Here is a 25,168-nt window from a genome sequence, read left to right as displayed (position 1 = left end):
CGAGCACATCCGAGAAAGGACCGCCGTGTCCCTGCGCGTAGGCGTACAGCTCCACCCCCAGCACACCGGTGTCGCGGAACTGCGCACCGCCTGGCGCGAGGCCGACGCGCTCGGCGTCGACTCCCTGTGGACCTGGGACCACTTCCTCCCGCACACCGGCGACCCGGCTGGACGCCACTACGAGTGCTGGTCGCTGCTGTCCGCGATGGCGGTCGAGACCCAGCGGGCCGCCATCGGCCCGCTGGTGAGCTGCACCGCCTTCCGCAATCCGCAGGTGCTCGCCGACATGGCCCGCACCGTGGACCAGCTCAGCGGCGGACGGCTGGTGCTGGGCCTGGGCGCGGGCTGGTTCGAGGCCGAGCACACCGAGTACGGCATCCCGTTCCCCGGTCCGGCCGAGCGCATGGACGCGTTCGCCGCCGCCGTCACGGCCGTCAAGGAGCGGCTGGCCCGGCTCAACCCCGGGCCCGCCGGACGGCTTCCGGTGCTGATCGGCGGGGGTGGGCGGCGTCGCACCCTGGAGCTGGTGGCCCGGGAGGCCGACTGGTGGAACTGGTACGGCTGGGCCTCCGAGGACCCGGTCGCCGAGTTCCGCGAGCTGAGCGGTGTGCTGGACCAGTGGTGCGAGCGGGTCGGCCGGGACCCCGGCGAGGTCGCCCGTACGGTCATGGTCAACCCGGACCAGCTGCCGCTGGTGGAGGGGTTCGCCGAGGCCGGGGCGGTGCATGTGATGCTGTCCCTGCCCGCCCCCTACGATCTGCGCACGGTCGAGGAGCTGCTCACGCTGCGCGCCGCGCTGACCACGTGACCGAGCCCCCTCCCGAGGCGGCCGAGACCCCGCCCGCCGCCCGTACCCCCCTCGGGCGGCGGTTCACCCTGCTCATGGCCGTGCTGCTGCTCTCCAGCCTGGGCAACGGCCTGTGCTTCCCGTTCACCTCGATCTACATCAGCCAACTGCTGGGGCTCGGCTCCCGGGCCGCGGGCGGCTACTTCATCGCGATGGCCGCGGCCAGCTTTGCCGCGGCCCTCCTCGGCGGTCCGCTGGCCGATCGCCGCGGCCCGCACCGGGTGGGGGCGATCGGCGGCGCGGCGCTGGCCGTGGGGTACGGGCTGCTGGCCCCGGCCGACGGGGTGGCGCTGGTGCTGGTCTCCGGCGCCTGTGTCGGCGTCGGCTTCGGGCTCTTCTACGCCTCGATCGTCGGCGTGGTCGACCTCGCCGTGCCGGAGAGCGGACGGCGGAGGGCGTTCACCGGCCGGCACATCGTCAACAACGCCGGGATCGGGTTCGGTTCGGTGATGGCGGGGCTCGCGCTGCACGGGGCCGCGACCCCCACCGGGACGCTGCGCTGGCTGTATCTGGCCAACGCGGCCGCGGCCGTTCCACTGGTCGTGGTGATCCAGGCGCTGCGGCCGAAGGCGGCGGAATCGCAGGCGTCGAAGAAGGGGCCGGAGACGGATGGCGGAACGTCCGGGCCGACCTACCGCACCCTGCTGCGGATCCGGCCCATGGCGCTGCTGGTGGTCGCCCAGGCCCTGTTCGCGATCGTCGGCTTCACCCAGATCGAGGCGACCGTCCCGCTGCTGATGCACGACCACATGGGCATCACGCTGGGCTGGGTGAGCGCCGTGGTGGCGGCCAACTCCTTCGCTCTGGTGGCCCTTCAGCCGCTGCTGAGCCGCCGGCTGGAGCGGCTGCCGGAGACCGTCAGCCTGGCGGCCGGACCGGTGCTGTGGGCCGGGGCGTTCGGCTGCGGTCTCGGCGCGGCGCTGGCCGGTCCCTCGGCCCCGGCCGCGGTACGCCATGGACTGCTGCTGGCCTTCGCGGTGGTGTTCGCGGCGGGTGAGCTGACGTACTCCTCGGCGTTCTATCCGCTGCTGCTGCGCTGGTCGGGCGAGGAAGCGGTGGGCCGGGCGAGCGCGCTGGCCTCGCTGGCGTGGAATCTGGGCACCGCCTCGGGCCCGGCCATCGGGCTGTTCGTGCTCTCCCAGACCTCGGCGACGGGCAGCTGGGTGGCGCTGGCGGCCGGGGCCGGGGCGGCCTTCGCGGTGTCGGCGGCCCTGCCCAGCCCATTTTCGCGGCTCGGTTCGCCTCCGGGGCGCTGAAGCCCCCCTTTTTTCAGGGCTCGGTTCACCTCCGGGGCGCCTCAGCCCCTGCCGACAGTCGACCGTGCTCGGCCCTTCGTGCCTCAGGGCCTCCGCGCGCTCTCCCTTTCGACAGCGGCGCGCCCCTTCGGCTCGCCCCCAGCTACCGCTGGGAGGTGCCCCCGGCCGGGGGCGGCGAGCGCCTGGCCGCCCGCCGCCAACGCCCCAGTCCACTCCCAGCGCTACGACTTGGGCAGATAGTCGTTGTCGTAGGCGTCCTCGGGGGGCACCGTCTCCCCCAGCAGCCCCTGGTCGTACATGAAGTCCGCCATCCGGGCCCAGGTCTGCGGGTCGTTGACGCCCACCTCGCCCTGTTCGTTCTTCAACAGCGGGATGGTGGCCTTCAGCACCGCGCGCGCGTTCTTCCGCTGCTTGTCACCGCGCAGGCTCGGTACGTACTTCTGGCTCAGCTGGATGGCCTCGTCCGGGTGATCCATCACGTACCGCATACCGCGCAGCGAGGCATCGACGAACTTCTTCATCTCGTCGCCGCGCTTGTCCAGTGTGCTCTTCTTGGCGCCAAGGCCCACACCGACCAGCGGATCTCCCTTGTCACCCGAGTCGAGCGTAATCGCCCGTACCGAGGTCCCGGCCTCCTTGAAGGCGACGGCGTCGTTATTCAGGTAGCCCATCACGCCCTCGACCTTCTTTCCGGTCAGGGCGGCCTGCTGGGTGAAACCGATGTTCTGGACCTTGGTGTCCTTGGTGGAAAGCCCGCCCTCCTTCAGGAGCGCCAGCAAACCGAAATAGGTCTCGCCATAGGGGCCGGGGGTACCGATCTTGCGGCCCTTGAGGTCCTCCGGATTCCGGAGTCCTTGGGGACGATCAGGCCCACCGGGTATTTCTGGTAAAAGGTGGCGATGTTCACGACCGGCACATTTTTGGACCGGGCCTGGAGCATCTCGTCGCCGCCCGCGTAGACCACATCTTCCTTGCCCGACTTCAGGGCTCCGAAGAGATCTTCGGCCGCACCGTGGTGACGCAGGGTCACATTCAGACCGGCATCCTTGTAGTAGCCCTTTTCAGCGGCCGCGTAGAACGGTGCGAACTGGATGTTGGGCGTGTACGTCAGCCCGACCGTGATGCCCTTGCCGCCCTTGTCCCCCGCGTCCTTCGGCTCCTCGGCGCATGAGGTCAGCATGGCCAGCGCCACGGCCGACGCAAGAGCCGCCCCCATGACCTGGTGTCTGCGGGCACGGCTCATCGACGTCCTCACAAAACGCACTACGTCTCCTCTTGGGTGAACGATGTCAGTCGCGCTGGACGAGTTTCTCGGCCAGCCGGACCACCGTGTACTGGCAGGCGGCGAGCAGGCAGAGCATGACGAGCGTGGCGAACAGGCCCTCGGTGTCGGCCTCCTGGCGCTGGATGGTCAGCAGCTGCCCCAGGCCCTCACCGCCCATCACGAACTCACCGACGACCGCGCCGGTGATGGAGAGCGTGAGGCCGTTGCGCACCCCGGCGAGAATGCTGGGCAGGGCGAGCGGCAGCTCGATGTACCAGAGCATCCCCCACCGCCCCACCCCGTCCACCCGCGCGGCCCCCATCACATCCGGGTCCAGCGAGCGCAGCCCCAGCACGGTGTTGACCAGGATGGGGAAGAACACCAGCAGGGCGCAGAGCACCGCGATGGGCAGCAGTCCGTAGCCCAGCCACAGGGCGAACAGCGGGGCCAGCGCCACCGCGGGCACCGCCTGCGAGGCGGCCACATACGGCTGGAGCGCCGCCGCCGCCAGCTCACTGCGGGCGATGAGATAGCCGAGCGGCAGCGCCACCGCGATCCCCAGACCGCCGCCCGCCAGCGCCTCCCACACCGTTTCCTTGGTGTAGTCCAGGAGCTGGCCGTGTTGTACCTCGTCGAGGAAACGGCTCGCCAGCGCGCCCGGGGCGGGCAGATAGAACTCCGCGACCATTCCGGTACGGGTGACGATGTCCCATACGAGAAGCAGCAGCAGCCCGAATACCAGCGGCGGAAGCACTCCGTGGAAGATGGCCCGGCCACGCTTCGCGGGAACAGGGCGGCCATGTGAACCCCTGTGGTTTTGCCGCCCGTTGCCCCCGCGCCGCGCCTTTTCGGTGGCGTGGCCGCTCTTTCGCGCACGTCCCGGTCGGGGTGAATGCGGCGCCGTGGTCCTCGGTCCGCCGCCCGCGGCCGCCGTGGCGGTCGCACCCCTTCCGTCCCCTTCGGTCATCCCCAAATCCCCTTGCAATACCGGCTGTTGCCTTCTCGGGCACGCCCGCGTGCAACCTATCGCCCGTACGCGGCGGATTACAATGTGGATGGGGAAAACGAAATAGTCACGTCGGCGGATTTCCATGTTTTCGCGCAGGCAGCGGGGCATGTTTGGCGCGCAGCATCTCCAGCGCCGCGATGAGGGTCTGCCGGGTCAGCGCCGGATCGATGACATCGTCGACGAGCCCGCGCTCCAGCCGCTCGCGGACGGTCAGCTTGCCCTTGCCGTGCTGGGCCGCGGTGGCTCGGGGATCGCCCACGCGCACCTCGTCCCAGGGCCGGTGCAGTGCGGCCACCCGGTCGTGGGCATCGGCGGTTTCGCTCTCCTGCTTGACGTGCTCTCTGGCCTAATGTCCAGGGATTCCGGCCTGGGTTGTCTGACCCTTCCGGGGGCTTCCTGCTTCAACGCGCTGTGCGGGCACGTGTGCCCGTCTTACCGGCGCTCCACAGGCGTTTAGCGTCTCCACCCGTCCGGTGGCGACGATGCGGCGTCCTTCGAAGAGGACGTTGCGGGCTGCGTTGTGGTCGCGGTCGTGCACGGTGCCGCACTGGCTGCACGTCCATTGCCTGACGTGCAGGGGTTTGGGGCCGTCCCGGAATCCGCAGGCCGAGCAGACTTGAGAGGACGGGAAGGCCCGGTCCACTGTGGCGAAGGTGCGGCCGTGCTTGACCGCCTTGTACTGGAGCATGCCGACGAACGCGGACCATCCCGCATCGTGCACGGACTTGGCGAGGCGGGTGCGGCCGAGGCCGGACACCGCGAGGTCTTCCACGTACACCGCTTGGTTGTCGCGCATGATCTGTGTGGATGCCTTGTGGTGCCAGTCCCGGCGCCGGTCCGCCACCTTGGCGTGCTGGCGCGCGACCCTGATGCGGGCTTTGGCCCGGTTCTTCGATCCCCTGGCCTTACGGGACAGCTCCCGCTGAAGACGCTTGAGCTTCTTCTCCGCCCGGCGCGGGAAGCGAGGGCTGTCGATCTTCCGGCCGTCGGACAGGACCTCGAACGCGGACAGGCCGAGGTCGATACCGGCGTCGGTCTCCAGGCCGGGGAGGATGTCCGGCCCGGTGTCCACGACGAAGCTGAGGAAGTACCGGCCGCAGCTGTCCTTGGTGACGGTCAGGGACGTGGGCGCGACCGGAAGCCGGCGGGACCATGTGACCTTGAGGTTGCCGACCTTGGCCACATACACCGTGCCATTCTCCTGGAGGGAGAAGGCGTTGGTGTTGAGGCGGATCGACTGCCGGGTGTCCTTCTTCGACTTGTACCGGGGCGGCCCGACCTTCCGGCCCTGCCGCTTGCCCTTGAGGCTGTCGAAGAAGTTCTTGTAGGCGCTGTCGAGGTCCCGCAGGGACTGTTGCAGGACGACCGCCGACACATCCGCGAGCCAGGCCCGTTCGGCGGTGCGCTTGGCCTGGGTGATGCGAAGCCTGGACAACTCCGCCGACTTCACATACGGCAGCCCGGCCGCGTGGGCTTCCTTGCGGTCGCGCAGGCAGTCGTTCCACACCACGCGGGCGCAGCCGAAGGCATTCGCCAGCGCACGGCGCTGGGTGGCATCCGGGTAGGCCCGGTAGTTGTAGCGGAGCTGCACACTCACGATCCTACTACGATTGGCCTCATGGACGGGCAGAATGATTACAGGCGGGGCAGGCACGTCGTTTCGGCCATGCATGTGCATTTGGTCTTTGTGACGAGGTACCGGGGCGGGGTGTTCGACGACGAGATGCTGACGCGCTGCGAAGAGATCATGCGGAAGGTGTGCGAGGACTTCGAGGCGGAGCTGAAGGAGTTCAACGGCGAACGCGATCACGTCCACCTCCTGGTGCATTACCCGCCCAAGGTCGCCGTCTCGAAGCTGGTCAACAGTCTCAAGGGCGTCTCCGCTCGCCGGATACGGCAGGAGTTCACCGGCCGGATCAACCGCGCCATCATGCACGGACACCTGTGGTCGCCCTCGTACTTCTCCGCATCGTGCGGCGGAGCACCGCTGGCGACCGTCCGCCAGTACATCGAACAGCAAAAACGCCCGCTCTGACGCGAGCCGGTGATGGCCCCCGATGTCAGCGGCCCGCGGTGTCGGGCGGCGGCTTCGAGGAGTCGCCGAGGATGCCGAGTTCACCGGCGCGGACGCCCGCCTGGAAGCGGGAACCGGCCTCCAGCAGCTCCAGGATCCCGGTCACATAGCGGCGGTACGTGCGCACCGAGATCGCCAGATCGCGGGCCGCGGCCTCGTCGGTGACCCCGTCCCGCAGCCGGGCCAGCACCCGCCGCACCATCTCGGTGCGGGCGCGGTTGCCGAAGTCGAGGGGGCGGGCGGCGGGTACCGCGCTCGCCCAGATGGTGCGGAACATCCCGTGCAGCGTGCCGACCACCAGCGGGTCCTGGACCACCGAGGTCAGACGTCCCTCGTCGGTCCCGGTGCACACCAGCGCGGTCCGGCCGTCGGCGATCACCGCCGTGGGCAGGGCGACGGTGGCGGTACGCACCTGGGGGAGGGACGGGCGGGGGGCCTGGTCCCCGACGCTCCGGCTGCCGCCGGGTCTTCCGGAGAGCGGCTGACCGGAGAAGGTCGATCCGGAGGCGGTCGGTCCGGAGGCGCCGGCCCCTGAACGGGCAGCTCCGGAAGCGGTTGTTCCGGAAACAGGTGGCCCTGAAGCAGGTGCTCCGGAAACAGGTGACCCGGAGGCAGGTGGTCCAGACGCTCCGGAGGCTGGGCCGCCCGCCGTCCGCTCCGCTCCCGGCAGCGGTACGGACGCCGGTGCGGGCCCCGGTGGCGGGCCGCCGCCGGGGCCGGATCTGCCGCGCAGCACCCGTATCCGCACCGCGTCGTCGAGGTCGGTCAGCAGAGTGCCCAGCGCCGCATGCGCGGGTGCCATCTGCGCCGTGGCCTCCGGGAACACCGCGTCCACTCCCCGCCGTGCCTGCGTGATCACCTGCTCGGCGGCGGCCAGAAAGGCGGAATCCTCAATTCCCACCTCGGTGAAGTGTGCGCTCCGGGAGCGCCGGGCGCGGTGTTCCACCACGGTGGATTCGATCAGCGCCCGCACCTCCCGCAGCGTCCGGTCCAGCACATCCCCCGCATGCATGGCCTCCGGCCCCGGATCGCGTCCGCGGTCGTCCATCTCCCCCACACTTCTTGCCCGAGTTCCTGCTCGATGACCTGGTCAAGGTCGCGAGCGCGGTCAGTGACGGCTGGGCAGCAGCCCCCTTTCCACCGCCCGTACCCCCGCCTGGAAGCGGGAGTTGGCCCCCAGCTCCCGCATGATCTCCGCGACATGGCGGCGATAGGTGCGCAGGGACACCTGCATCTCGCGCGCCGCCACCTCATCGGTGTGGCCGGTGCGCAGACATTCCAGAATCCGCCGGGCCGAATCCCGGCACAGCCGCCCGTCCAGCCGCGGATATTCCGCGAGCGCCATGGCATTCCCCCAGGCCCCCGTGAACATCAGCTCCAGGGCCCGTACCGTGGCGGGGTCCTCGACCAGCGTCGCCTGCCGTACGCCGCCCCGCGCCGGATCCGTACGGCCGCCGCCGCGTAGGTAGACCAGCTGGCCGTCGACGAGCAGCACCTCGGACAATCCGGCGTCGCCGACCCGGACTTCGCACCGCGGATCGGCGCGCGCCAGCGCGCGTATCGCGTTCGCGGACGCGGTCCGCTCCCCGCACAGCAAGCGGACATCCACGCTCCGGTGGACTCCCTCGGCAGACCGGGCGAGCGCCGTGCAGACGGCATCCGTCTGCTCCTCGCCTCCCGGCATGACCACCCACACGGTCCGTTCGGCGCCTCCGACGAGCGTGTCGACGACCTCCGCGAGCGGCACCTTCTCCAGCGCCGTCCCCGCCCAGGAGTCCTGGGCCAGCTCCCGGCGGTGCCGGATGACCGTCGACTCGATCAGGTCGCGCGCCTCGAGAAGGGCGCGCTCCACATGGTCCGGGGCCATGGCCGGAGCAGCTGCCGCACTCTCAGAAGAAGGCTCGGATACTCGGACAAGACCAACCATGACTTCCCCTGAGGGCTTCAGAAACTTACTTTTCCAAATACCGGCCTGGTTCTTGTATTTCGTTTGCCCCAAAAGCGAGGCGCGAGGCAGCATTGCGAAATCAGCATCGACACTAATTCGCACACAGCAACGACGTCAACGCGGGGCGTAAGGTAAAGAGTTGGTCAAACGACGATGGCGGGCCACCGTGCGCCACTCCGCCCCTGCCCCAAGGAGTCCAACTGTCAACAAGTTACGGGAACCGGACAGGTGCACCCAGGTCGCTCGTACGCAGCGCAGCGACCCCGCCACACCCCGCGACCACCCGGACCGGCCGCTGTCCGGTTGCTGTCAGCGGCGTGACGGATGACGCAGCACCCTCGTCCGGGGGTGAGGTCAGCCATCCGGGGGTCAGGAGCCGCCGAAGCTGATCGGCATATGGAAGTCCCGGCCCTGGATGACCGGGCCGGTGATCCGGGCGTCCCCGGAGATCGTGTTGTGCACCGCCCCCGTCTCGCCCTCGCCGGTGGCCGCGGCGTGCTCGCGCATCCATGCCGCGAGGTCGCGCCCGAAGTCCGGCTCCTGGCGGGCCCGTTCGGCCAGCAGCTCGGCCAGTGCGCGCAGCCGCTCGGCGTCGTCGTGGGGAATGACCACCGGTGCGGGATCACCCGCCGGGTCGGCCTCCTCGCGCCGCAGCACCCTGCGGGCCAGTGCGCCCAGTGAGTCCAGGGCCCGCCGTCCGGCCTCGCCCCCGGCCCCTGACACGGCCGCGTTGACCGCCGTGACCAGCGCACCCGCCGTCACCGGATCCATGGTCCACCCCCTTGCCGCTGAGCCCCTCGGTCGCGGATTCCACGCTACCGGCGCCGCGGGTCAGGGTTCCACCGCTTCGGCATGGAGGGTGAACCAGACCGTCTTGCCGGTGGGTGTGAGGTCGGTGCCCCACGCGTGGGCCGTCTTGCTCAGCAGGAACATCCCGCGTCCGCTTTCGGAGAGGAAGTCGGGCTCCTTGACCACCGGCAGCGCGGACTCGGTGTCGCTGACCGCGGCACAGATGCCGTGCCGGTGGTCCTCCAGGGTCAGCACGCACTCCGGCGAGGCGGCGTGCTTGTGCACATTGGACAGCAGCTCGGTGACGCACATCGCCGCGGCGGTGATCAGCTCTTCACGGCCCCACAGCCGCAGCCGGGCCCCCACCGCGCGGCGTACCTCGGCGAGGGTCTGCGGATGGACGCGGAGGCGCAGTTCGTATCGCTGCGGAAAGTTTTCAGCCATATGGTCCGGGGCCCCTCCAAAGCACGGCGCGTGCCGCCTCACCTGAGCGATCCTGTCCCATGCGCGTGCTACTCGCAATGTTTCGAGCCACCGGGGCAAGACTGGCATATGCCGTCAGTCCGCTGCTAGTTGGCGATACGCCAGACTGGCGACATGTCCTACCAGCCAGTGCCCACGGTCCGGCGCAGGCGCTTGGGGTCCGCACTGCGCAGACTGCGCACCGAGGCGGGAATGACGCTGGACGCGGCCGCCGACGCCCTGAACGCCGCGGAGAACGCCTCCGCTCACGCCCGCCTCTGGACCGCGCCGAAGCTCTCCCGGATCGAGAACGCCAACGCCACGATCCGCACCACGGAGGTCGGCACCCTGCTGCGGGCGTACGCGATCGACGACGCCGACACCCGGGCCGCGCTCGAGGTCATGGCCACCCAGGCGGCCAAGGACGCGGCCAGACGCGGCTGGTGGCAGACCTACCGCGGGGTCGTGGCACCCGCCTACGCCGACTACATCGCCCTGGAGTCGGACGCGGAGTCCGTCCGCGACTACGCCCCGCTGGTCCTCCCCGGACTGCTACAGACGCCCGACTACGCGCGCGAGACCATCGCGGGCCACGCGGTGTCCCGCAGCGAGTCCGAGGTCGACGCCCTCGCCGAAGTGCGCCTGGCCCGCCAGGCCGTACTGACCCGCCCCGGCGCCCCGCTGAAACTGTGGGCGGTCATCCACGAGGCCACCCTGCGCCGCCGCTTCACCGGTCGCCCTGCCCTCATGACCGCCCAACTGCGGCGGCTGCTGGAGGTGGCCGAGTGGCCGACGGTGACGCTCCAGGTGATGCCGATCGACGCCGCCCCCAACCCCGGCGACTCCGGTGCGTTCACCCTGGTGGGCTTCCGCGGTCCGCTGCCGGATGTGGTCACCCAGGAGAACGTGTGCGGTCCGACGTATGTCGAAGGCGCCGATGACGTCCATGTGTTCGCCGATGCCTTCGGCCGGATCGTGGACAGCGCGCTGTCGGCGGAGGCGACCATGGCCCTGATCAACGGCCTGATCAACGGCGGTGCGGTGCCGCCCGGACGGCACCGCACCCGAGGATCCGGCCTCGCTCGGAACGGTCAGAACGACACGTCCGAGCAGGCGTAGAAGGCGTTCCCGGTGTCCGCGATCGTCCACACGGCGAGAATCAGATGCTTGCCGCTCTTCCCGCTCGGCAGCGTGCCCGCGTGCGAGAGCGAGGACGGCGGCCGCTGACCGTGGTACGGCACGGTCAGGAACGGCTGCGGCTCCAGGCTCGCGCGGGTCAGCTTCTGGCCGGGATTCCATCCGTTCCTGGTGATGTAGTACCGGAAGTCGGTGGTCGCGTGCGAGGCGGTGAAGCGCCAGTTGAACGTGTAGCTCTGCCCCGCGTTGACCTTGGTCGCGGGCCAGTTGCCGCCCCGCGGATCGTCGAGCTCTGCGAACTGGCTGTTACCGCCCGCGCAGATCAGCCCATCCGCCGGCCCGCCCGCCGGGAACCCCTTCGGCCCCTCGACGCTCTGCGGCTCGTACTGAATGGCACCGCACCCGGTGACGGTGCCGTTGGCACACAGCTTCTGGCGGCTGATGGGTGAGTCGGTGTACCCGTGGCTGGAAGCGCTGCCGCCGGTCGCGAGGACGGAGACCGCCGTGAGACCGATGCCGATGACAGCAGCGCGGATCTTGTTGCGCATGCTTCGCTCCTGAAGACGTGGGGAGTCCATGAGCCGTGCACTGCGGTCTAGACCAAGTCGAGCGTAGCGAGCAGTTTTGGACATGTCCATACCAATGGCCAGGCCACGGCACCGCTGGTCGGGAGCACCGCCCGGGGTCCGGTAAGATTCCTCCGTCAGCAGGCGCCGCTAGCTCAGTTGGTTAGAGCAGCTGACTCTTAATCAGCGGGTCCGGGGTTCGAGTCCCTGGCGGCGCACCTTGGCTTACGCCACTGACCTGGGGTTTCTCGGTTCACCGAGAAACCCCAGTCGCTTTTTCGGGCCCTGCGCGGGCGGCCCTACACCCCCGCGGGCTCGGGATACTCGGGCAGCGTGAGTGCCGTATAGGCACTCCGGCCCTTGCGCCCGACCGGCCCGATGCGGGCGAGCAGGGGCGCCATCCGCAGCATCCGGTTCCGCAGCCACAGCCCGGCACGGGTACGGGGCATGAGCGTGACACCCCCGCCGTCGGCGAGCGCCTGATTCAGCTCGACGAACGTCCGCATCACCCGCTCGTACGCCGCGAGGGCCTCCGTGTGACCGCCCCGGCCCGAACCGGCGGCCAGCTCTCCGGCCAGCACATACGCACCGGCCAGCGCGATGCTCGTACCCTGCCCGGAGAGAAACGAGGGCGCGTACGCGGCGTCGCCGACGAGAGCCACCCGGCCGCGCGACCACCGGGGCATCCGGATCTGGCTGACGACGTCGAAGAAGAGATCCTCGGACGCGCGCAGGGCGTCGACCATCCGCGGGATCTCCCAACGGCACCCGGCGAAAGCCGAAGCGACCAGATCCCGCTGGCCACCGGGGTCGGCGAACGCGCCGTACGGCGGATCGGGACGGGCGAAGATCAAGAAGGCGTGCAGCTGATCACCCTCGCCGGGTGCGTACAGGGTCGCGGCCCTCCCCGGCACGTTGCACACCAGCGCCTCATGCGAGAGCCCGAGGCGGTTGGGCATCGTGAACCCGGCGAAGCAGTAGCCGAGATACCGGTGGAAGCGCGCCTCGGGCCCGAACGCCAGCCCCCTGGTGCGCGAATGGAGCCCATCGGCACCGATGACGAGGTCGAAGGCGCGCTCCCGTCCGCCGGCGAAGACCACCTCCACGGCCTTGCCGCCGCCCTCGCCGTGCAGCGCGGCGATCGAGTCGCCGAACAGGAACTCGACATCGTCCCGCACGGCGTCGTACAGCACCACGGCCAGATCCCCCCGGGGCAGTTCGATGTCCCGCCCCTCCGTCCCACCGACGAGGGCTTCGGGCTTCATGGAACTCAGCACCTTCCCGTCGGCGCCCACGAAGCCGATCCGCCGGGTGCGTATATGAGCCTCCCTCAACCGGGGCAGCACCCCCATCCGCCGCACCACCTCCAGCGCGGTGCCCCGGACATCGACCGGATAGCCGCTTCCGCGCATCGCGGGCGCCTTCTCCACAACGGTGACGGCGAAGCCGTATCGATGGAGCCAGTAGGCCAGCGCGGGCCCCGCGACACCGGCTCCGGAGATCAGGATCTTGCCCTTCGGTAACTTCCTCATTGGCGTACCTCCCTGGATCAAAAATATACCTAACTTAGGTAAGCAAGAGGATGTGTGATGGTCCCGAACGACGATGACCCGCTCGCGGCGGTGCTCCCCCATCTGACGCAGCTCAGCAACGCGCTGAACCGCGGCACCCTGTTCGAGCGCACCGTCGCGGCCGCCGGAATCACGCTGGAGCGGCCCGCGTTGGCGGTTCTCGGCGTCCTGCGCATGGCGGACCAGCCGCTGCGCATCGGCGAGATCGCCACCCGGATGCAGGTCGCGGGCCCGCACGCCACCCGCCAGGTGCAGGGACTCGAACAGCGCGGCCTCGTCCACCGGGTCGCCGACCCGCACGACCAGCGGGCCCGGCTGATCGCCCTGACCCCGGAGGGAACGGCGACCGCCGACCGCTATATGCGCACCTTGCTCTCCTGGTTCACCGCGGCCATGGCGGACTGGCCGACGCGGGACCGGGAGGAACTGGGCCGTCTCCTCGGCCGCATGGTCGAGGACGTCACCGCGCATCTGGCGTCCGCCGAGGCCCCCGAGGGGCCTTGAACCCAGGACCAGGAGTGGCCCCGGCGCCGGTGCGCCGGGGCCACTCCGAGCGTGATGGTGGTCAGCAGCTCGGGCACGGTGCGCACTCGCGCACCTGAACGTCGTCGAGGACCGGTCCCGCGGCCGTATTGGTGGTGCTGGCGAACGCCAGCGTCGTGGAGGCGCCGGTGGCCACGAAGGTCACCTCACGGGTCACATAGCCCATGTTCGTCATGGACTTGCCCGTGGTGTCGAAGGTGAAGTCCTGGAAGTTCTGCCCGTCCACCAGGACCTTCCCGGTCTTCACCGCCGGGCCGCTCGCGGGGTTCCCCGCGAGGGAGTACGTCACCGTGTACCGCTTCCCCGGGACCGTCGTGAACGTCTGCGCCACGGTTCCGCCGCTCTGGCCGCTGAGGTCGACGGACTGATCGCCTTCTGCCGCCTGCCAGAACCCGGCACCGATGTGGTCGACGCTTCCGGCGGTGACCTGCCACGGGCCGATGGAACCCCCCGCCGTCACCATCTGGAACGAGTTGGCCGGCGCCACGGGTGTCTCGAAGCTGCCGTCGTCGAAGCGGCTGACGGCCGTGGCCGCCATGGCTCCGGTACCGGTGCCGGCGAGAACACCGGCGGCGACGGCAGCGACGACTAAGGCGCGAATGGACGACATATCCCCTCCTGAGGGAAAGATCCGCGTGGGTCCCGATTGACCCGGCCGCTGAAATCTCCCGCACCGCGGGGCGGACCGCCAGGGCCGGACCCCGGCGCACCGGGGTGTGGCAATGAGTCAGGCGACAGCAGCACGCCGGAGGCCCGCGCCAACCGCCCCTCACCCTCGAGCAGAGCTCAAGTCGTTTGCGAGGGGCTGTTGTTGAGCACCGTCGCCCACACCGTCTTCCCCGGACCGCGGCGGTCCCGTACGCCCCAGCGGTCGGCCAGCGCCTCGACCAGGAGCAGGCCGCGGCCCTGTTCGTCGTCCGACGTGGGGGCCTTGGGAATGGGGTCCGCGTGATGGGTGTCCGAGACCTCGATCTCCAGACGGCCCGCCTGGTCGTCGTACCGCAGCAGCCGTGCGAAGTCCCGCCCGGGAACGCGGCCGTGGAGCACGGCGTTGGCGGACAGTTCGGCCACGACGAGTACGGCGGCGTCGTAGCCGCCGACCCCGGGGGCGAACCCCCAGTCGGTGAGCTGGTGCACGGCCAGCAGCCGGGCGAGCCGGGCACCGCGCCGGGTGGCGGAGAAGCGCTGCGCGAACGAACGTACGGTGAGGGGGGCTTGGGGCCGTGGAGCGGTCATGGCGGAAGCGTTCCGGTGACGACCGGCTGTCAGCCAGGTCCGACACCCACCCAGTTTGCGTTGTATCAGTTCACGCCCTGGACGGGGTTGGTCACCGCGCGTGACGATGAACAGATGGCAGCAGACAACGGCGGCAGCCCGAACAGCGAACCAGAGATGTCGGACACTCTCAAGACCTTTGGCGCGGTTTTAAAGGCCCTACGAGACGAAGCGGGCCTGACGCAGGAGCAGTTCGCTCCACGCGTGCAGTACTCCGTGCCGTACATCGCCAAGATCGAGCAGGGCAAACGGTTCCCGCCGAGGGAGCTGATCGAGCGGGCGGAGGCGGTGTTGGGCGCACCGGCGGCGCGAGTGCTGGGCGCCGCGTACCGCAGTCTGACACGGAAGGTCGGACTGGCGTCATGGTTTCGGCACTGGGCGGGGATCGAGGAGGAGGCGGTGTCGCTGCTCACGTACGAGTGCGCGGTCGTGCCGGGGCTGCTTCAGTCCGAGACGTACATCCGTGGGGTCTTCAAACGCCGCCTCCCACACATCTCACCCGAGCAGTTGGAGCAGCAGGTTACGGCGAGGCTCGCCAGGCAGCGGCTGTTCAAGGAACTACCAAACACCTCGTTCTCCTTCGTGATCGAACAAGCCTTGTTGGAGCGGAGCCTCGGTGGCTCCCAGGTCACCCGAGTGCTCCTGGATCACCTTCTCGCGCAGCAACGCCGATGGAACGTTGAGATCCAGGTCATGCCATTACGGCAGGAGGATCACTTCGGCTCTGACGGACAGATGTGCCTCGCTGAGACAGTCGAGCACCAGTGGGTCGGCTACATCGAGGCTCAGGACACGAGCGTCATGATCACTGACCCAAAAGCCGTAAGTGCGATGCTCCAACGCTATGGCAAACTGCGCTCACAGGCTCTAAGCCCCCAGGCCACTACGAGCCTGCTGGAGCAGATGCGAGGAGCGCTATGAGCACGTCCGAACGCGACGACTGGTTCAAGAGCAGCTACAGCGGAAGCGGAGGCGGAAACTGCATCGAGGTCGCCATACGTGCCGCCTCCGTACACATCCGCGACTCTAAGGACCCCCACGCCGCCCAGCTCGCCGTCTCCCACGACGCCTGGACCGCCTTCACCGCCTTCGCGACGGAGCCCCGGTGAGCACCACCGAACGCGACTGGTTCAAGAGCAGCTACAGCGGCGGCGGAGGCGACAACTGCGTCGAGGTCGCCATAGAGCAGACCACCGTCCACATCCGCGACTCCAAAGACACCACCACCGGGGAACTCACCGTCTCCCACACCGCCTGGGCCACCTTCCTCGCACTCGCACGCCTCTGATCACCGCGCGCCGCCCCCGGTAAGCTGTTCGGATCGGAGGTGGCGGTGGCGGTGGCGACGCATACGCGGGGGATGGCGAGTGACATCCAGGAACGCATCAAGCGGCTGATCGTCGACCGGCGGTTGTCGTCGGGGGCTCCGCTGCCCACCGAGACCGAGTTGATGGAGTTGCTCGGGGTCAGCCGCAACTCCGTGCGCGAAGCGCTCAAGGCGCTTCAGGCCATGGGGATCGTGGAGATCCGGCACGGCTTCGGGACCTACGTCGGGCCGATGTCGATGGCGCCGATGATCGAGGGGCTGATCTTCCGGACCGTCGCCGGGCACTACCGCGGCGAGGAGAGTCTGCTCCAACTACTGGAGCTGCGCGAGGCCGTGGAGACCGGGCTGATCGCGCGCCTCGCCGGGCGAATACCCGCGGCCGATCTCGCCGAGCTGGACGCGATCGTCCAACGCATGGAGGCGGAGGCCGAGGCCGGGGCCGTACGGGCGGAGACGGACCGGGCGTTCCACGCCGCGCTGTACGGGAGTCTGGACAACACGCTGCTGAGCGAGGTGTTGGAGGCGTTCTGGGATGCCTTCCACCGGGTGCGTACCGACCTCGTCGACATCCCGACCGACCCCAAGATGACCTGCACACAGCACCGGCAGATTCTGGAGTCGGTGCGCTCGGGCGACGCGCTGCGCGCGGAAGAGGCCGTCCGCGAGCACTTCGGCAACATCCGTACCCGACTGCGCTCCCCGCTCCCCGACCCCGAGTAGTCGATTTTCGGCCGCCGCACGGCCATCTCCCCCGTGCCGATTTGCCCTGCCCGCCCTGGTTCGCCCGTGTGACCAAGCGAACGCGGCCAGCCCTGGAACGGGTCGCTCCGCGCTACAACAACGGCTCGCAGCAGCAAAGTTGCTGATCCGACCAAGCCCAACACGCAGCAAGATCGATTTACCCAGGATTTACTTAGCAAATAAGCAGAAGATTTTCATTCAGCATCCGCACACCTGTCCGCATCCAGTACTGTGCCGCCTACGGCCGAGGGGGGCGGTTCCGGCCGACAGCACTGACAGCACGCACCAGACCACGCGTGCGGGGGGAATGACTCATGACGTCGTCGCCTACCGGCGCCCGGCAGCCTTCGTCCGGACCGACCAGAAGGTACGGACCGACCGGGAGGTACGACTCGGCCCAGCGGCGCGAACCGGCCGAGGGGCACGAGCCGTACGACTCGTGCGCCACCACCCGCCTGCGCATTCCGCGCCACTTCCGGCACGGACCGGTCCGGCACCGGCGGCGACGGCCCCTGCCGAAGTACGACTACGAGCACTACAGCAGGCTGGCCGGACCGCTCACCCAGCCCGATCCGACCCAGCCCTACCGGGTGCGCTACCGCAGCCTGCTCGCGCAGGAGCCGCATCGCATCCGGGCGGCGCTGCTGCTGGGCGCCGCGCCCCTGCTGTCGCTGGGGCTGCTGATCTGGCTGATGCAGCCCTCGCACTGGACCGAGCGGGAGGGCGCCAGCTCGACGCTGGTCGTGATGGACGCGGTCATGCTGGTCTCCATCGGGCTGATCGAGCTGTTCCGCACGATGAACGTGCTGTCCAACGCCCATGCCACGCTCGTGGCCCGCGACCCGGTGCCCGTGATACCCGAGACCGGGACCAAGGTCGCCTTCATCACCACCTTCGTGCCCGGCAAGGAACCGCTGGAGATGGTGACGAAGACCCTCGAAGTCGCCATCCGGCTGCGCCATCGCGGGGTGCTGCACGTCTGGCTGCTGGACGAGGGCGACGACCCGGAGGTCAAGGAGGTCTGCCTGAGACTGGGCGTGCATCACTTCTCCCGCAAGGGCGTGGCGAAGTGGAACCAGCCCAAGGGCCCGCACCGCGCCAAGACCAAGCACGGCAACTACAACGCCTGGCTGGACGCCCACGGCGACGCCTACGACTTCTTCGCCTCGGTGGACACCGACCATGTGCCGCTGCCCAACTACCTGGAGCGGATGCTCGGCTACTTCCGCGACCCGGACGTGGCCTTCGTCGTCGGCCCGCAGGTCTACGGCAACTACGACGCGGCCGTCACCAAGGCGGCCGAGAGCCAGCAGTTCCTGTTCCACGCGCTGATCCAGCGGGCGGGCAACGCCTATCGCGGCCCGATGTTCGTGGGCACCAACAACGCGGTGCGGATCAGCGCCATCAAGGGCATCGGCGGGCTGTACGACTCGATCACCGAGGACATGGCCACCGGGTTCGAACTGCACCGCCACCGCAACCCGGCCACCAGGCGCCACTGGACCTCCGTCTACACCCCGGACGTACTGGCGGTGGGCGAGGGGCCGACCGCCTGGACCGACTTCTTCACCCAACAGCTGCGCTGGTCCCGGGGTACCTACGAGACGATCCTCAAGCAGTTCTGGAAGGCCCCGTTCAGCCTGCCGCCGGGCAAGCTCTTCAACTACACCCTGCTGGTGATCTTCTATCCGATGTCGGCGCTGAACTGGATCCTGGCCGCGCTGAGCTGTGCGCTGTTCCTGGGGTTCGGCGCCTCCGGTATCGAGATCGACCCCGCCATCTGGATGATGCTCTACGGCAATGCCTCCGCCCTCCAGATCGGCCTGTACATCTGGAACCGGAGGCACAACGTCTCTCCGCATGAGCCGGAAGGCTCCGGCGGGGTCGCCGGAATGGTGATGTCCGCGCTGGCCGCGCCCGTCTACGCGCGTTCGCTGTTCGACACCGTACTGCGCCGCAAAAGCCGCTTCGTGGTGACTCCCAAGGGCGACTCCTCGAGCCCCGACACCCTCTTCGGCACCTTCCGGATCCATCTTTTCTTCCTGGTGGTCTTCGGCGGGTCGCTCGCCTCTTCCTTCTACTTCGGCCACAGTCATCCAGCGATGACCGTTTGGGCATCACTTGCCCTGGCTGTCTCAGCCGCGCCGATCATCGCCTGGCGGTGGACCGTCCGCCAGGAGAAACGGAAAACGCAGCCCGCCCTTGGGGGACGATAAGAAGTGAAGTACCGACCGAGTCGCCGCACCCGCCGCTTCGGGTTCGGTGCGGCGGCTGTCATCGTGGTGGCCGGGATGAACGGCCCGGCCCTCTACCGTTTCGGCTCCGAGAAGTACCACAACTACAAGATCAACCAGCCGGAGTACAAGGCCGACAACGGCCACTGGGACGTGGTGAACGTCCCCGAGGAATACCGCATCAACACCATCCACGCCGCGCTGCTCCACACCGGGAAAGTGCTGCTGGTCGCGGGCTCCGGCAACAACGCAAAGAACTTCGCCGCCAAGTCCTTCCGCAGTGTGCTGTGGGACCCGGAGAAGAACACCTACAAGAACATCCCCACCCCCAAGGACCTCTTCTGCTCCGGGCACACCCAGCTTCCGGACGGAAAGCTGCTGGTGGCGGGCGGCACTCAGCGCTATGAGAAGCTCCAGGGCGATGTCGAGAAGGCGGGCGGACTGATGTTCGTCCACAACGAGAACCCGGACAAGCCCAAGACCTTCCCGGCCGGCACCCGCTTCACCGGCAAGGAGAGCGGCAAGACCTTCGTATCCAAGGACCCGGTCCTGGTCCCGCGCGCCAAGAAGACCACGAGCGCCAGGACCGGAAAGGTCCGTGTCACCCCCAGCACCGCACGCGTTTATGTCGAGGCGGTGCGCAAGGGCAAGAAGTACCAGACCGGCACCGAGGACAATTTCCGGATCTCCGGGCTCGAGGGCAAGGACAAGCGGAACTTCTACGGCATCGCGCAGAAGCTCTCGTTCGACAAGAAGGACTTCCAGGGAATCAAGGAAGCCTATGAATTCGACCCGGAGGCCGAGCGCTACATCCCGGTCGACCCCATGCACGAGGCCCGCTGGTACCCCACGCTGACCACCCTTCAGGACGGCAGGGTGCTCTCGGTCTCCGGTCTGGATGAGATCGGCCAGGTCGTCCCGGGCAAGAACGAGATCTACAACCCGAAGACCAAGAAGTGGAAGTACCTGCCGAAGAAGCGGTTCTTCCCGACCTACCCCGCGCTCTTCCTCACCGACAAGGGCCGCATCTTCTACACCGGCTCCAACGCCGGATACGGCCCCGACGACAAGGGCCGCACCCCCGGTGTCTGGGATCTGAAGAGCAACAAGTTCGACGTGGTGCCGGGCATCAGCGACCCCGGGCTGCTGGAGACCTCGATGTCCGTCCTGCTGCCCCCGGCACAGGACCAGCGGTACATGGTGCTCGGCGGCGGCGGAGTCGGCGAGGACTCCCGGGCCACCGCCAAGACCCGGATCGTCGATCTGCACGCCAGCACTCCGCGCTTCAAGGACGGCCCGGACCTGTACGCCAAGGCCCGCTATCCCAGCAGTGTGATCCTCCCCGACGACACGGTGCTGACCACCAACGGCTCGGGCGACTACCGCGGCCGCGGTGACAGCAATGTGCTCAAGGCCGAGCTCTACGACCCGAAGACCAACTCCTCCCGCGCAGTGGCCGACCCGCTGGTGGGCCGCAACTACCACTCCGGCGCGCTGCTGCTGCCCGACGGCCGGGTGATGACCTTCGGCTCGGACTCGCTCTTCAGCGACAAGGCCAACACCAAGCCCGGAGAGTTCCAGCAGCAGATCGACATCTACACCCCGCCGTACCTCTACCGGGACGCGCGCCCGAAGCTCACCGACACCGGGCCCCGGACGGTCAAGCGCGGCGGCACGACGAGCTACGGCACCTCCCGGCCCTCGGCGATCGAGAAGGTGCGGCTGATCCGGCCCAGTTCCTTCACCCATGTCACCAATGTGGAGCAGCGGTCGATCGCACTGGACTTCCAGCGGAAGAAGGACGGCATCACGGTCCGCCTGCCCAAGGACTCCTCGCTGGTGCCGCCCGGCTGGTACATGCTCAACGCGGTCGACAAGAAGGGCACCCCGTCGGAGGCGGTGTGGGTGAAGGTGCCAGGAAAGGCCACCACGAAGTCCCAGGCCCGGGACTGAGCGGGCCCGCTATTCGGCGTTACGGGCGAGATCGAGCGCGTACCGCGGCCACCACCGACCCGCCTGGGGGCCGCCCTTGCAGGTACCGTCCGACTCGCCCGGACGCTTGATCCACAGATAGGCGTCGACCAGCCTGTCCCCGGTGTCGGTGGTCGGCGTCTCGCCCAGCGCGCGGCCCTTCGGATTGCACCACGCCTGCGGATCGTCCGTCCCCGGGGCCGGGCCGTTTCCGTTCCGGCTGGTGTCGATCACGAAGGGCTTGCCGCCGACCAGCGCCGACAACTGCCTGCCGTATGCCGCGTTCTCCTTCGTCGTCTGGTAGTTGGAGATGTTGAGCGCGAAGCCATCGGCCTTGGCGATGCCCGCACGCTTCAGCGGCTGCACCATCCGGCGCGGGTCCTTGATCCAGTGCGGGTTCCCGGCGTCCAGATAGACCTTGGTGTGCGGCAGCCCCTTGAGCTTGTCGACGGCCCCGGTCAGCAGGTCGTACCGCTCCTCGTGGAACTGCTTGGGCGTACAGCCGTCCACCAGGTGCGGCAGCGCGTCGGGCTCCAGGATGACGGTCGCGGGGCGGTTGCCGATCCCGCGGACCACCTTGTCCAGCCAGGCGCGATAGGCATTGCCGTCCGCGGCACCACCCTTGCTGTACTGCCCGCAGTCGCGGTGCGGGATCTCGTAGAAGACCAGCAGCGCGCTGCGGTTCGCCTTCGCGGCGGCGTGGGTGAAACCGCTCGCCTGCCCCTCGGGGTCGTCCAGCCCGAGCCACTCCGCGACCGGCTGGTCGGCGATCTTCTCTATCAGCCTCGCCTGGTCCCGCTCGCCCTTCTTGCGGTACGCCGCCACCTGCCTGGCGGCGCTCCCGTCCGGGTTCACCCAGTACGGCACGGTGGCCTTGGGCCGCTGCCGGGGTCGCTCGGCCGCGGCCGCGTGATCGCCCTCGCCACTGCTGGAAGAGCCGAAGCAGCCGGAGAGCGTCACGAGCGACAGCAGGGCTCCGGCGGTGGAGACCGCGCGGGTACGGCCACGGGCACGACGGCTGCGAAGACGGGCAACGTGATGCCGACGGCCGGTGTAACTGCCGTACATCCACTCCCCCTTGGGTGCACGCTGCGAGGAACACGCCGTGCTCCCCCGGCGGGACAAGACCGGTCGAATCAATCCTTACACAACGCGCCGGAGGCTCGGGGGCGCATCGGCGACCCCGGCCCGCGTTTTCGCCCCGCCGCACTAAGCGCTCCGCGGGAAGTGCCGCGCGGTGCCGTCGTGCGTCCGCGGCTGCGTCGTGGCTGGTCGCGCCCACGCGGCGGAGCCGCACATCGGCACAGCCCCGCGCCCCTTCGGGGCGCACCCGAACCGCACCGGACTTCGGCGAATCCGCTTGGCCAGCGGCCCGGTGGGTGGCGAGTCTCACATCCGGCGGCACCGCGCCGAGGGGCGCCCGTCCATGGGTGAGCGCGCGTCAGCCGGAGTCGTGTCGGCCGGAGTCGCCGCCCGCGGCGCCCACCGGATGCCGCGGCTGCCCGCTGGTGCCCGTCAGATACGCGGAGACGACCACATTGGCGGTGTACGACCGCGTCGCCTTGTCGAACCGTCCCCCGCAGGTGATCAGCCGCAGTTCGGCGCGGTTCCGGGCGCGCGCCCCGTACACCCGCCGGGCGTCGAACCGCTCGGTGGCCACCACTTCGACGTTCTCCACGGTGAACTCCGCCGTGGTGCCGTCCGTCCGCGCGATCCGCACGGTCTCTCCGCGCTTGAGGTGGCTCAGCCCGTGGAACACCGCGGGCTTGGACCGGGTGTCGAGATGACCCACCAGCAGCGCGGCGCCCGCGGAACCGGGTTCGGGGCCCGCGCGGTACCAACCGACCGTACCGGCCTGTTTGTACGACGGCGGCTTGAGCGCGCCCGCACTGTCCAGGCCGCTGGCGACAACCGGGGCGCGGACGCGCGCCGCCTCGATCTCGACGCTCTTCGGCCGCGCGGACGGCAGCGGGGCGTGCGCCGGGGGCAGCGGATGCGCGGGCGGGCGTCCGACCGCGGCCACATCACCGGTCATCGGCACCGATCCGCCCGTCCCCTCCGTGCTGTCCCGGCCCCACATCCACAGGCCGAGCAGCAGCACCGCCCAGGCGACGCCCATGGCCAGCCGCCCTGCGCCGCGGAACCTCCGGGCGCCGCCGTCCTCGTCCCCGGGCCCGTCGGCCCGGCCGCTCCCCAGTCCGTAGCCGTATCCGTCCATGGCGCTCAGCCCGACCCCGAGCCGGTGGGACGGCGGCGGCGCCGGTGCACCGCGATCCCGCCGACGGCCAGCGCCGTACCGCCCGAGAGCACCAGGCCGTACGCCTCCGCGCCGCCGAAGTCCTGGCGCATCCGCTCCTCGGCGGGTGCGCTGCCCCCGCCGCCCGCGTGGACCGGGGCGATGGGTGCGGGCGGGCTCTCGACGGCGACGAACACCTTCTCCCGCGGCTCCACGGCGCTCGCCCGGTCACCGCACTCCACGGTGACCCGGTGGGCGCCGCTGGTCGCGGTGGAACGGATCGTGGCCTCGCTGAACAGCCCGTCCCCGTCCGGTGTCAGCTCGGCGTCGTCCACGAACACGGGTGACGAGGCGGTGGCCACCTTGCCGGGGCAGCCGAAGGCCCGTACGTCCACCTCGGCGCCGGGGGGGATGGCGAACGGGCTGACGCGGATCGTGGCGGTGCCGTCGTGCCGCTGGTCGGCGAGGGCCGGAGCGGAGACGACGGGACAGAGAGTGACCGTACCCAGGGCGACAGCACAGAGAGTGAGGGCGACTGAGCGCATGGTGAACCTCCTCCATCAACGAGGCTCACGCGCCCGGCCGGGGCCCGCATCCGCTGCGGACCCCGACTGGGCCGATCGGGTCGCTGAGCGGAGGTTCGAAAGAAGTCGGGAGGAATCCGGAGGAATCCGGAGAGGTTCAGCGAGCTCAGAGGAGCTCAGAGAATGCGCTCGACCAGATCGGCGATGGACTCGACCACGGTGGACGCCCGGTAGGGGAACCGGTCGACCTCCTCGCGCTTGGTGACACCGGTGAGGACGAGGAAGGTCTCCATACCCGCTTCGAGACCGGCTCGCACATCCGTGTCCATCCGGTCGCCGATCATCGCGCTGGACTCGGAATGCGCACCGATCACATTCAGCCCGGCCCGCATCATCAGCGGATTGGGCTTGCCCACGAAGTACGGCTCCTGGCCGGTCGCCCGGGTGATCAGCGCGGCCACCGATCCGGTGGCGGGCAGCGCTCCCTCGGCGGAGGGGCCGATCTCATCGGGGTTGGTGGCGATGAACCGCGACCCGTTGTTGATGAGCCGGATGGCCTTGGTCAGCGACTCGAAGCTGTAGGTACGGGTCTCCCCGAGCACGACGTAGTCCGGCTCCACGTCGGTGAGGACATAGCCGATGTCGTGCAGGGCGGTGGTCAGCCCCGCCTCACCGATGACATACGCGGTGCCCTCGGGGCGCTGCTCGTCCAGGAACTGGGCGGTGGCCAGTGCCGATGTCCAGATGTTCTGCTCCGGGACATCGAGCCCGATTCGGGACAGCCGGGCCTGGAGATCGCGCTGGGTGTAGATGGAGTTGTTGGTGAGCACGAGGAAGGGCGTCTCGGTCTCCCGCAGCCGCTTGATGAAGGCTTCCGCACCGGGGACCGGTATCCCCTCGTGCATCAGCACGCCATCCATGTCGGTGAGCCATGACTTGATCGGCTTGCGCTCTGCCACTGATTGCTCTCCGCTCGGTTTGACCACTGAGGGTCGGCACGACCCTGGGATCGGGCCGACCGGCTGGTGACGAGCTCAGCCTAACCGGGCAGGGCGGCGGGGTAACCAGACGTGTCACCGCAGGATGCGGCGGTCCAGCGCGACAGACCAGCACAGGTGTCCGATGCTGAGGGGAGGGGTGGCTTCCGCCCCGAGGGGGCTTTCGTCCCTGGAACGAGCCGGACCGTAAGGAGACCGTCATGGGCATGATGGACAAGCTGAAGGGCGCGCTCGGCAAGCACCCGGACAAGAGCCGGCAGGCCGCGCGTAAGGGGGCCGACACCGCCGACAAGAAGACCGGCGGCAAGCACTCGGAGCAGATCCAGACCGGCTCGGACAAGCTCGACGAAGAGCTGCGCCGCCGGGGCGAGGGGCCCCGGGGCCAGTAACCGCCGT

The 25,168-nt window shown here is 69.3% G+C and carries 26 protein-coding genes, 1 tRNA gene and 2 pseudogenes; 13 read left to right on the top strand and 16 right to left on the bottom strand.

The features are described 5' to 3' along the window. Nucleotides 1–25 precede the first annotated feature (25 nt). Complete coding sequence (locus JK363_RS24010; protein ID WP_201877157.1) at nucleotides 26–808, top strand: LLM class F420-dependent oxidoreductase; 783 nt, start codon at nucleotides 26–28, stop codon at nucleotides 806–808. Continuing rightward, nucleotides 805–2,103 (top strand): MFS transporter, encoded by a 1,299-nt coding sequence (locus JK363_RS24005; RefSeq protein WP_307821845.1) that lies wholly within the window; start codon nucleotides 805–807, stop codon nucleotides 2,101–2,103. The genes JK363_RS24010 and JK363_RS24005 overlap by 4 nt, the downstream gene beginning before the upstream one ends. 221 nt (nucleotides 2,104–2,324) lie before the next feature. Here JK363_RS24005 and JK363_RS24000 read toward each other — a convergent pair. The 4 genes and pseudogenes from JK363_RS24000 to JK363_RS23985 all read right to left on the bottom strand — a co-directional run bounded on the left by JK363_RS24000 (nucleotide 2,325) and on the right by JK363_RS23985 (nucleotide 5,967). Next, nucleotides 2,325–3,283: pseudogene (locus tag JK363_RS24000) on the bottom strand (ABC transporter substrate-binding protein). 109 nt (nucleotides 3,284–3,392) lie between these two features. Next, nucleotides 3,393–3,956 carry an ABC transporter permease gene (locus tag JK363_RS23995; RefSeq protein ID WP_307821847.1) on the bottom strand — a complete coding sequence of 188 codons (564 nt, stop codon included), beginning with the start codon at nucleotides 3,954–3,956 and terminating at the stop codon, nucleotides 3,393–3,395. 484 nt (nucleotides 3,957–4,440) lie between these two features. Then, nucleotides 4,441–4,629: pseudogene (locus JK363_RS23990) on the bottom strand (carboxyl transferase domain-containing protein); the annotation flags it as partial. 93 nt (nucleotides 4,630–4,722) lie between these two features. Next, complete coding sequence (locus JK363_RS23985) at nucleotides 4,723–5,967, bottom strand: RNA-guided endonuclease InsQ/TnpB family protein (protein WP_201877209.1); 1,245 nt, start codon at nucleotides 5,965–5,967, stop codon at nucleotides 4,723–4,725. A 27-nt stretch (nucleotides 5,968–5,994) separates the two neighbouring features. Between JK363_RS23985 and tnpA the strand changes: the two genes are divergently transcribed. Further along, nucleotides 5,995–6,411 carry an IS200/IS605 family transposase gene (gene tnpA, locus JK363_RS23980; protein ID WP_201877153.1) on the top strand — a complete coding sequence of 139 codons (417 nt, stop codon included), beginning with the start codon at nucleotides 5,995–5,997 and terminating at the stop codon, nucleotides 6,409–6,411. 25 nt (nucleotides 6,412–6,436) lie between these two features. Here tnpA and JK363_RS42675 read toward each other — a convergent pair whose 3' ends face one another. The 4 genes from JK363_RS42675 to JK363_RS23960 form a co-directional block, all read right to left on the bottom strand. Next, the gene (locus JK363_RS42675) at nucleotides 6,437–7,498 is read right to left on the bottom strand and encodes a helix-turn-helix transcriptional regulator (RefSeq protein WP_236076054.1); all 1,062 of its coding nucleotides are present in this window, start codon (nucleotides 7,496–7,498) and stop codon (nucleotides 6,437–6,439) included. A 60-nt stretch (nucleotides 7,499–7,558) separates the two neighbouring features. Next, a complete protein-coding gene (locus tag JK363_RS23970) occupies nucleotides 7,559–8,317 on the bottom strand; it encodes a helix-turn-helix transcriptional regulator (protein ID WP_236076053.1) in 759 nt (252 codons plus the stop codon). Between the two features lie 450 nt (nucleotides 8,318–8,767). Next, complete coding sequence (locus tag JK363_RS23965; protein WP_201877149.1) at nucleotides 8,768–9,169, bottom strand: hypothetical protein; 402 nt, start codon at nucleotides 9,167–9,169, stop codon at nucleotides 8,768–8,770. Nucleotides 9,170–9,229: 60 nt separating this feature from the next. Next, on the bottom strand, nucleotides 9,230–9,631 hold the full coding sequence (locus JK363_RS23960) for an ATP-binding protein (protein WP_201877148.1): 402 nt from the start codon (nucleotides 9,629–9,631) through the stop codon (nucleotides 9,230–9,232). Between the two features lie 153 nt (nucleotides 9,632–9,784). Here JK363_RS23960 and JK363_RS23955 point away from each other — a divergent pair, with 153 nt between their 5' ends. Then, a complete protein-coding gene (locus tag JK363_RS23955; RefSeq protein ID WP_201877147.1) occupies nucleotides 9,785–10,768 on the top strand; it encodes a DUF5753 domain-containing protein in 984 nt (327 codons plus the stop codon). Here JK363_RS23955 and JK363_RS23950 read toward each other — a convergent pair. Further along, nucleotides 10,741–11,334, bottom strand: coding sequence for a lytic polysaccharide monooxygenase auxiliary activity family 9 protein (locus JK363_RS23950; RefSeq protein WP_201877146.1), 594 nt, complete (start codon nucleotides 11,332–11,334; stop codon nucleotides 10,741–10,743). The two genes, JK363_RS23955 and JK363_RS23950, sit on opposite strands and share 28 nt — an antisense overlap. Nucleotides 11,335–11,496: 162 nt before the next feature. Between JK363_RS23950 and JK363_RS23945 the strand changes: the two genes are divergently transcribed. Further along, nucleotides 11,497–11,570 (top strand) — tRNA-Lys (locus JK363_RS23945). An 81-nt stretch (nucleotides 11,571–11,651) separates the two neighbouring features. Here JK363_RS23945 and JK363_RS23940 read toward each other — a convergent pair. Beyond that, the gene (locus tag JK363_RS23940) at nucleotides 11,652–12,884 is read right to left on the bottom strand and encodes an FAD-dependent monooxygenase (protein WP_201877145.1); all 1,233 of its coding nucleotides are present in this window, start codon (nucleotides 12,882–12,884) and stop codon (nucleotides 11,652–11,654) included. A gap of 57 nt (nucleotides 12,885–12,941) precedes the next feature. Here JK363_RS23940 and JK363_RS23935 point away from each other — a divergent pair, with 57 nt between their 5' ends. After that, nucleotides 12,942–13,427: a MarR family winged helix-turn-helix transcriptional regulator gene (locus tag JK363_RS23935; protein WP_201877143.1), complete on the top strand. Its 486-nt coding sequence runs from the start codon at nucleotides 12,942–12,944 to the stop codon at nucleotides 13,425–13,427. A gap of 61 nt (nucleotides 13,428–13,488) precedes the next feature. Here the strand turns inward: JK363_RS23935 and JK363_RS23930 are convergent, their stop codons facing one another. Continuing rightward, on the bottom strand, nucleotides 13,489–14,076 hold the full coding sequence (locus JK363_RS23930; protein WP_201877140.1) for a choice-of-anchor C family protein: 588 nt from the start codon (nucleotides 14,074–14,076) through the stop codon (nucleotides 13,489–13,491). Nucleotides 14,077–14,252: 176 nt separating this feature from the next. After that, nucleotides 14,253–14,702 (bottom strand): ATP-binding protein, encoded by a 450-nt coding sequence (locus JK363_RS23925; protein WP_201877138.1) that lies wholly within the window; start codon nucleotides 14,700–14,702, stop codon nucleotides 14,253–14,255. 114 nt (nucleotides 14,703–14,816) lie between these two features. Between JK363_RS23925 and JK363_RS23920 the strand changes: the two genes are divergently transcribed. The 6 genes from JK363_RS23920 (at nucleotide 14,817) to glxA (ending at nucleotide 20,996) form a co-directional block, all read left to right on the top strand. Continuing rightward, a complete protein-coding gene (locus JK363_RS23920; RefSeq protein ID WP_201877136.1) occupies nucleotides 14,817–15,662 on the top strand; it encodes a helix-turn-helix domain-containing protein in 846 nt (281 codons plus the stop codon). After that, the gene (locus tag JK363_RS23915) at nucleotides 15,659–15,850 is read left to right on the top strand and encodes a DUF397 domain-containing protein (protein WP_201877134.1); all 192 of its coding nucleotides are present in this window, start codon (nucleotides 15,659–15,661) and stop codon (nucleotides 15,848–15,850) included. Before JK363_RS23920 ends, JK363_RS23915 begins: the two co-directional genes overlap by 4 nt. Further along, the gene (locus JK363_RS23910) at nucleotides 15,847–16,029 is read left to right on the top strand and encodes a DUF397 domain-containing protein (protein ID WP_201877132.1); all 183 of its coding nucleotides are present in this window, start codon (nucleotides 15,847–15,849) and stop codon (nucleotides 16,027–16,029) included. Before JK363_RS23915 ends, JK363_RS23910 begins: the two co-directional genes overlap by 4 nt. A 72-nt stretch (nucleotides 16,030–16,101) precedes the next feature. Further along, nucleotides 16,102–16,788 (top strand): FadR/GntR family transcriptional regulator, encoded by a 687-nt coding sequence (locus tag JK363_RS23905; protein ID WP_201877208.1) that lies wholly within the window; start codon nucleotides 16,102–16,104, stop codon nucleotides 16,786–16,788. Nucleotides 16,789–17,123: 335 nt separating this feature from the next. Then, a complete protein-coding gene (locus JK363_RS23900) occupies nucleotides 17,124–19,025 on the top strand; it encodes a glycosyltransferase family 2 protein (RefSeq protein ID WP_201877131.1) in 1,902 nt (633 codons plus the stop codon). Between the two features lie 3 nt (nucleotides 19,026–19,028). Then, complete coding sequence (gene glxA, locus JK363_RS23895; RefSeq protein ID WP_201877130.1) at nucleotides 19,029–20,996, top strand: radical copper oxidase GlxA; 1,968 nt, start codon at nucleotides 19,029–19,031, stop codon at nucleotides 20,994–20,996. Nucleotides 20,997–21,005: 9 nt separating this feature from the next. Here the strand turns inward: glxA and JK363_RS23890 are convergent, their stop codons facing one another. From JK363_RS23890 to JK363_RS23875, 4 genes are all read right to left on the bottom strand, one after another. Continuing rightward, nucleotides 21,006–22,082, bottom strand: a complete 1,077-nt coding sequence (locus tag JK363_RS23890) for a glycoside hydrolase family 6 protein (RefSeq protein WP_201877129.1) — start codon at nucleotides 22,080–22,082, stop codon at nucleotides 21,006–21,008. 373 nt (nucleotides 22,083–22,455) lie between these two features. Then, a complete protein-coding gene (locus JK363_RS23885; protein ID WP_201877207.1) occupies nucleotides 22,456–23,133 on the bottom strand; it encodes a class F sortase in 678 nt (225 codons plus the stop codon). Between the two features lie 104 nt (nucleotides 23,134–23,237). Continuing rightward, entirely contained in the window at nucleotides 23,238–23,795 is a 558-nt protein-coding gene (locus tag JK363_RS23880) for a hypothetical protein (protein WP_201877128.1), read from the bottom strand. 155 nt (nucleotides 23,796–23,950) lie between these two features. Then, on the bottom strand, nucleotides 23,951–24,733 hold the full coding sequence (locus JK363_RS23875; protein ID WP_201877127.1) for an HAD-IIA family hydrolase: 783 nt from the start codon (nucleotides 24,731–24,733) through the stop codon (nucleotides 23,951–23,953). Between the two features lie 239 nt (nucleotides 24,734–24,972). Between JK363_RS23875 and JK363_RS23870 the strand changes: the two genes are divergently transcribed. Beyond that, nucleotides 24,973–25,161, top strand: coding sequence for an antitoxin (locus tag JK363_RS23870; protein ID WP_201877126.1), 189 nt, complete (start codon nucleotides 24,973–24,975; stop codon nucleotides 25,159–25,161). Nucleotides 25,162–25,168: the final 7 nt, after the last annotated feature.

It is taken from the genome of Streptomyces coffeae, assembly GCF_016741875.1.
GTDB classification, from domain to species: domain Bacteria; phylum Actinomycetota; class Actinomycetes; order Streptomycetales; family Streptomycetaceae; genus Streptomyces; species Streptomyces coffeae.
The sequence above is the reverse complement of the archived record's forward strand: the minus strand, read 5'-3'. Positions and strand labels throughout refer to the sequence as shown.

Coding starts and splice junctions, on each gene's coding strand:
- JK363_RS23870 (WP_201877126.1), top strand. CDS start 24,973: ATGGGCATGATGGACAAGCTGAAGGGCGCGCTCGGCAAGCACCCGGAC.
- tnpA (WP_201877153.1), top strand. CDS start 5,995: ATGGACGGGCAGAATGATTACAGGCGGGGCAGGCACGTCGTTTCGGCC.
- JK363_RS23970 (WP_236076053.1), bottom strand. CDS start 8,317: ATGGCCCCGGACCATGTGGAGCGCGCCCTTCTCGAGGCGCGCGACCTG.
- JK363_RS23935 (WP_201877143.1), top strand. CDS start 12,942: ATGGTCCCGAACGACGATGACCCGCTCGCGGCGGTGCTCCCCCATCTG.
- JK363_RS23880 (WP_201877128.1), bottom strand. CDS start 23,795: ATGCGCTCAGTCGCCCTCACTCTCTGTGCTGTCGCCCTGGGTACGGTC.
- JK363_RS42675 (WP_236076054.1), bottom strand. CDS start 7,498: ATGGACGACCGCGGACGCGATCCGGGGCCGGAGGCCATGCATGCGGGG.
- JK363_RS23920 (WP_201877136.1), top strand. CDS start 14,817: ATGGCAGCAGACAACGGCGGCAGCCCGAACAGCGAACCAGAGATGTCG.
- JK363_RS23900 (WP_201877131.1), top strand. CDS start 17,124: ATGACGTCGTCGCCTACCGGCGCCCGGCAGCCTTCGTCCGGACCGACC.
- JK363_RS23915 (WP_201877134.1), top strand. CDS start 15,659: ATGAGCACGTCCGAACGCGACGACTGGTTCAAGAGCAGCTACAGCGGA.
- JK363_RS23905 (WP_201877208.1), top strand. CDS start 16,102: ATGGCGAGTGACATCCAGGAACGCATCAAGCGGCTGATCGTCGACCGG.
- JK363_RS23930 (WP_201877140.1), bottom strand. CDS start 14,076: ATGTCGTCCATTCGCGCCTTAGTCGTCGCTGCCGTCGCCGCCGGTGTT.
- JK363_RS23925 (WP_201877138.1), bottom strand. CDS start 14,702: ATGACCGCTCCACGGCCCCAAGCCCCCCTCACCGTACGTTCGTTCGCG.
- JK363_RS23940 (WP_201877145.1), bottom strand. CDS start 12,884: ATGAGGAAGTTACCGAAGGGCAAGATCCTGATCTCCGGAGCCGGTGTC.
- JK363_RS23885 (WP_201877207.1), bottom strand. CDS start 23,133: ATGGGCGTCGCCTGGGCGGTGCTGCTGCTCGGCCTGTGGATGTGGGGC.
- JK363_RS23890 (WP_201877129.1), bottom strand. CDS start 22,082: ATGTACGGCAGTTACACCGGCCGTCGGCATCACGTTGCCCGTCTTCGC.
- JK363_RS23960 (WP_201877148.1), bottom strand. CDS start 9,631: ATGGCTGAAAACTTTCCGCAGCGATACGAACTGCGCCTCCGCGTCCAT.
- JK363_RS23965 (WP_201877149.1), bottom strand. CDS start 9,169: ATGGATCCGGTGACGGCGGGTGCGCTGGTCACGGCGGTCAACGCGGCC.
- JK363_RS23950 (WP_201877146.1), bottom strand. CDS start 11,334: ATGCGCAACAAGATCCGCGCTGCTGTCATCGGCATCGGTCTCACGGCG.
- JK363_RS23955 (WP_201877147.1), top strand. CDS start 9,785: ATGTCCTACCAGCCAGTGCCCACGGTCCGGCGCAGGCGCTTGGGGTCC.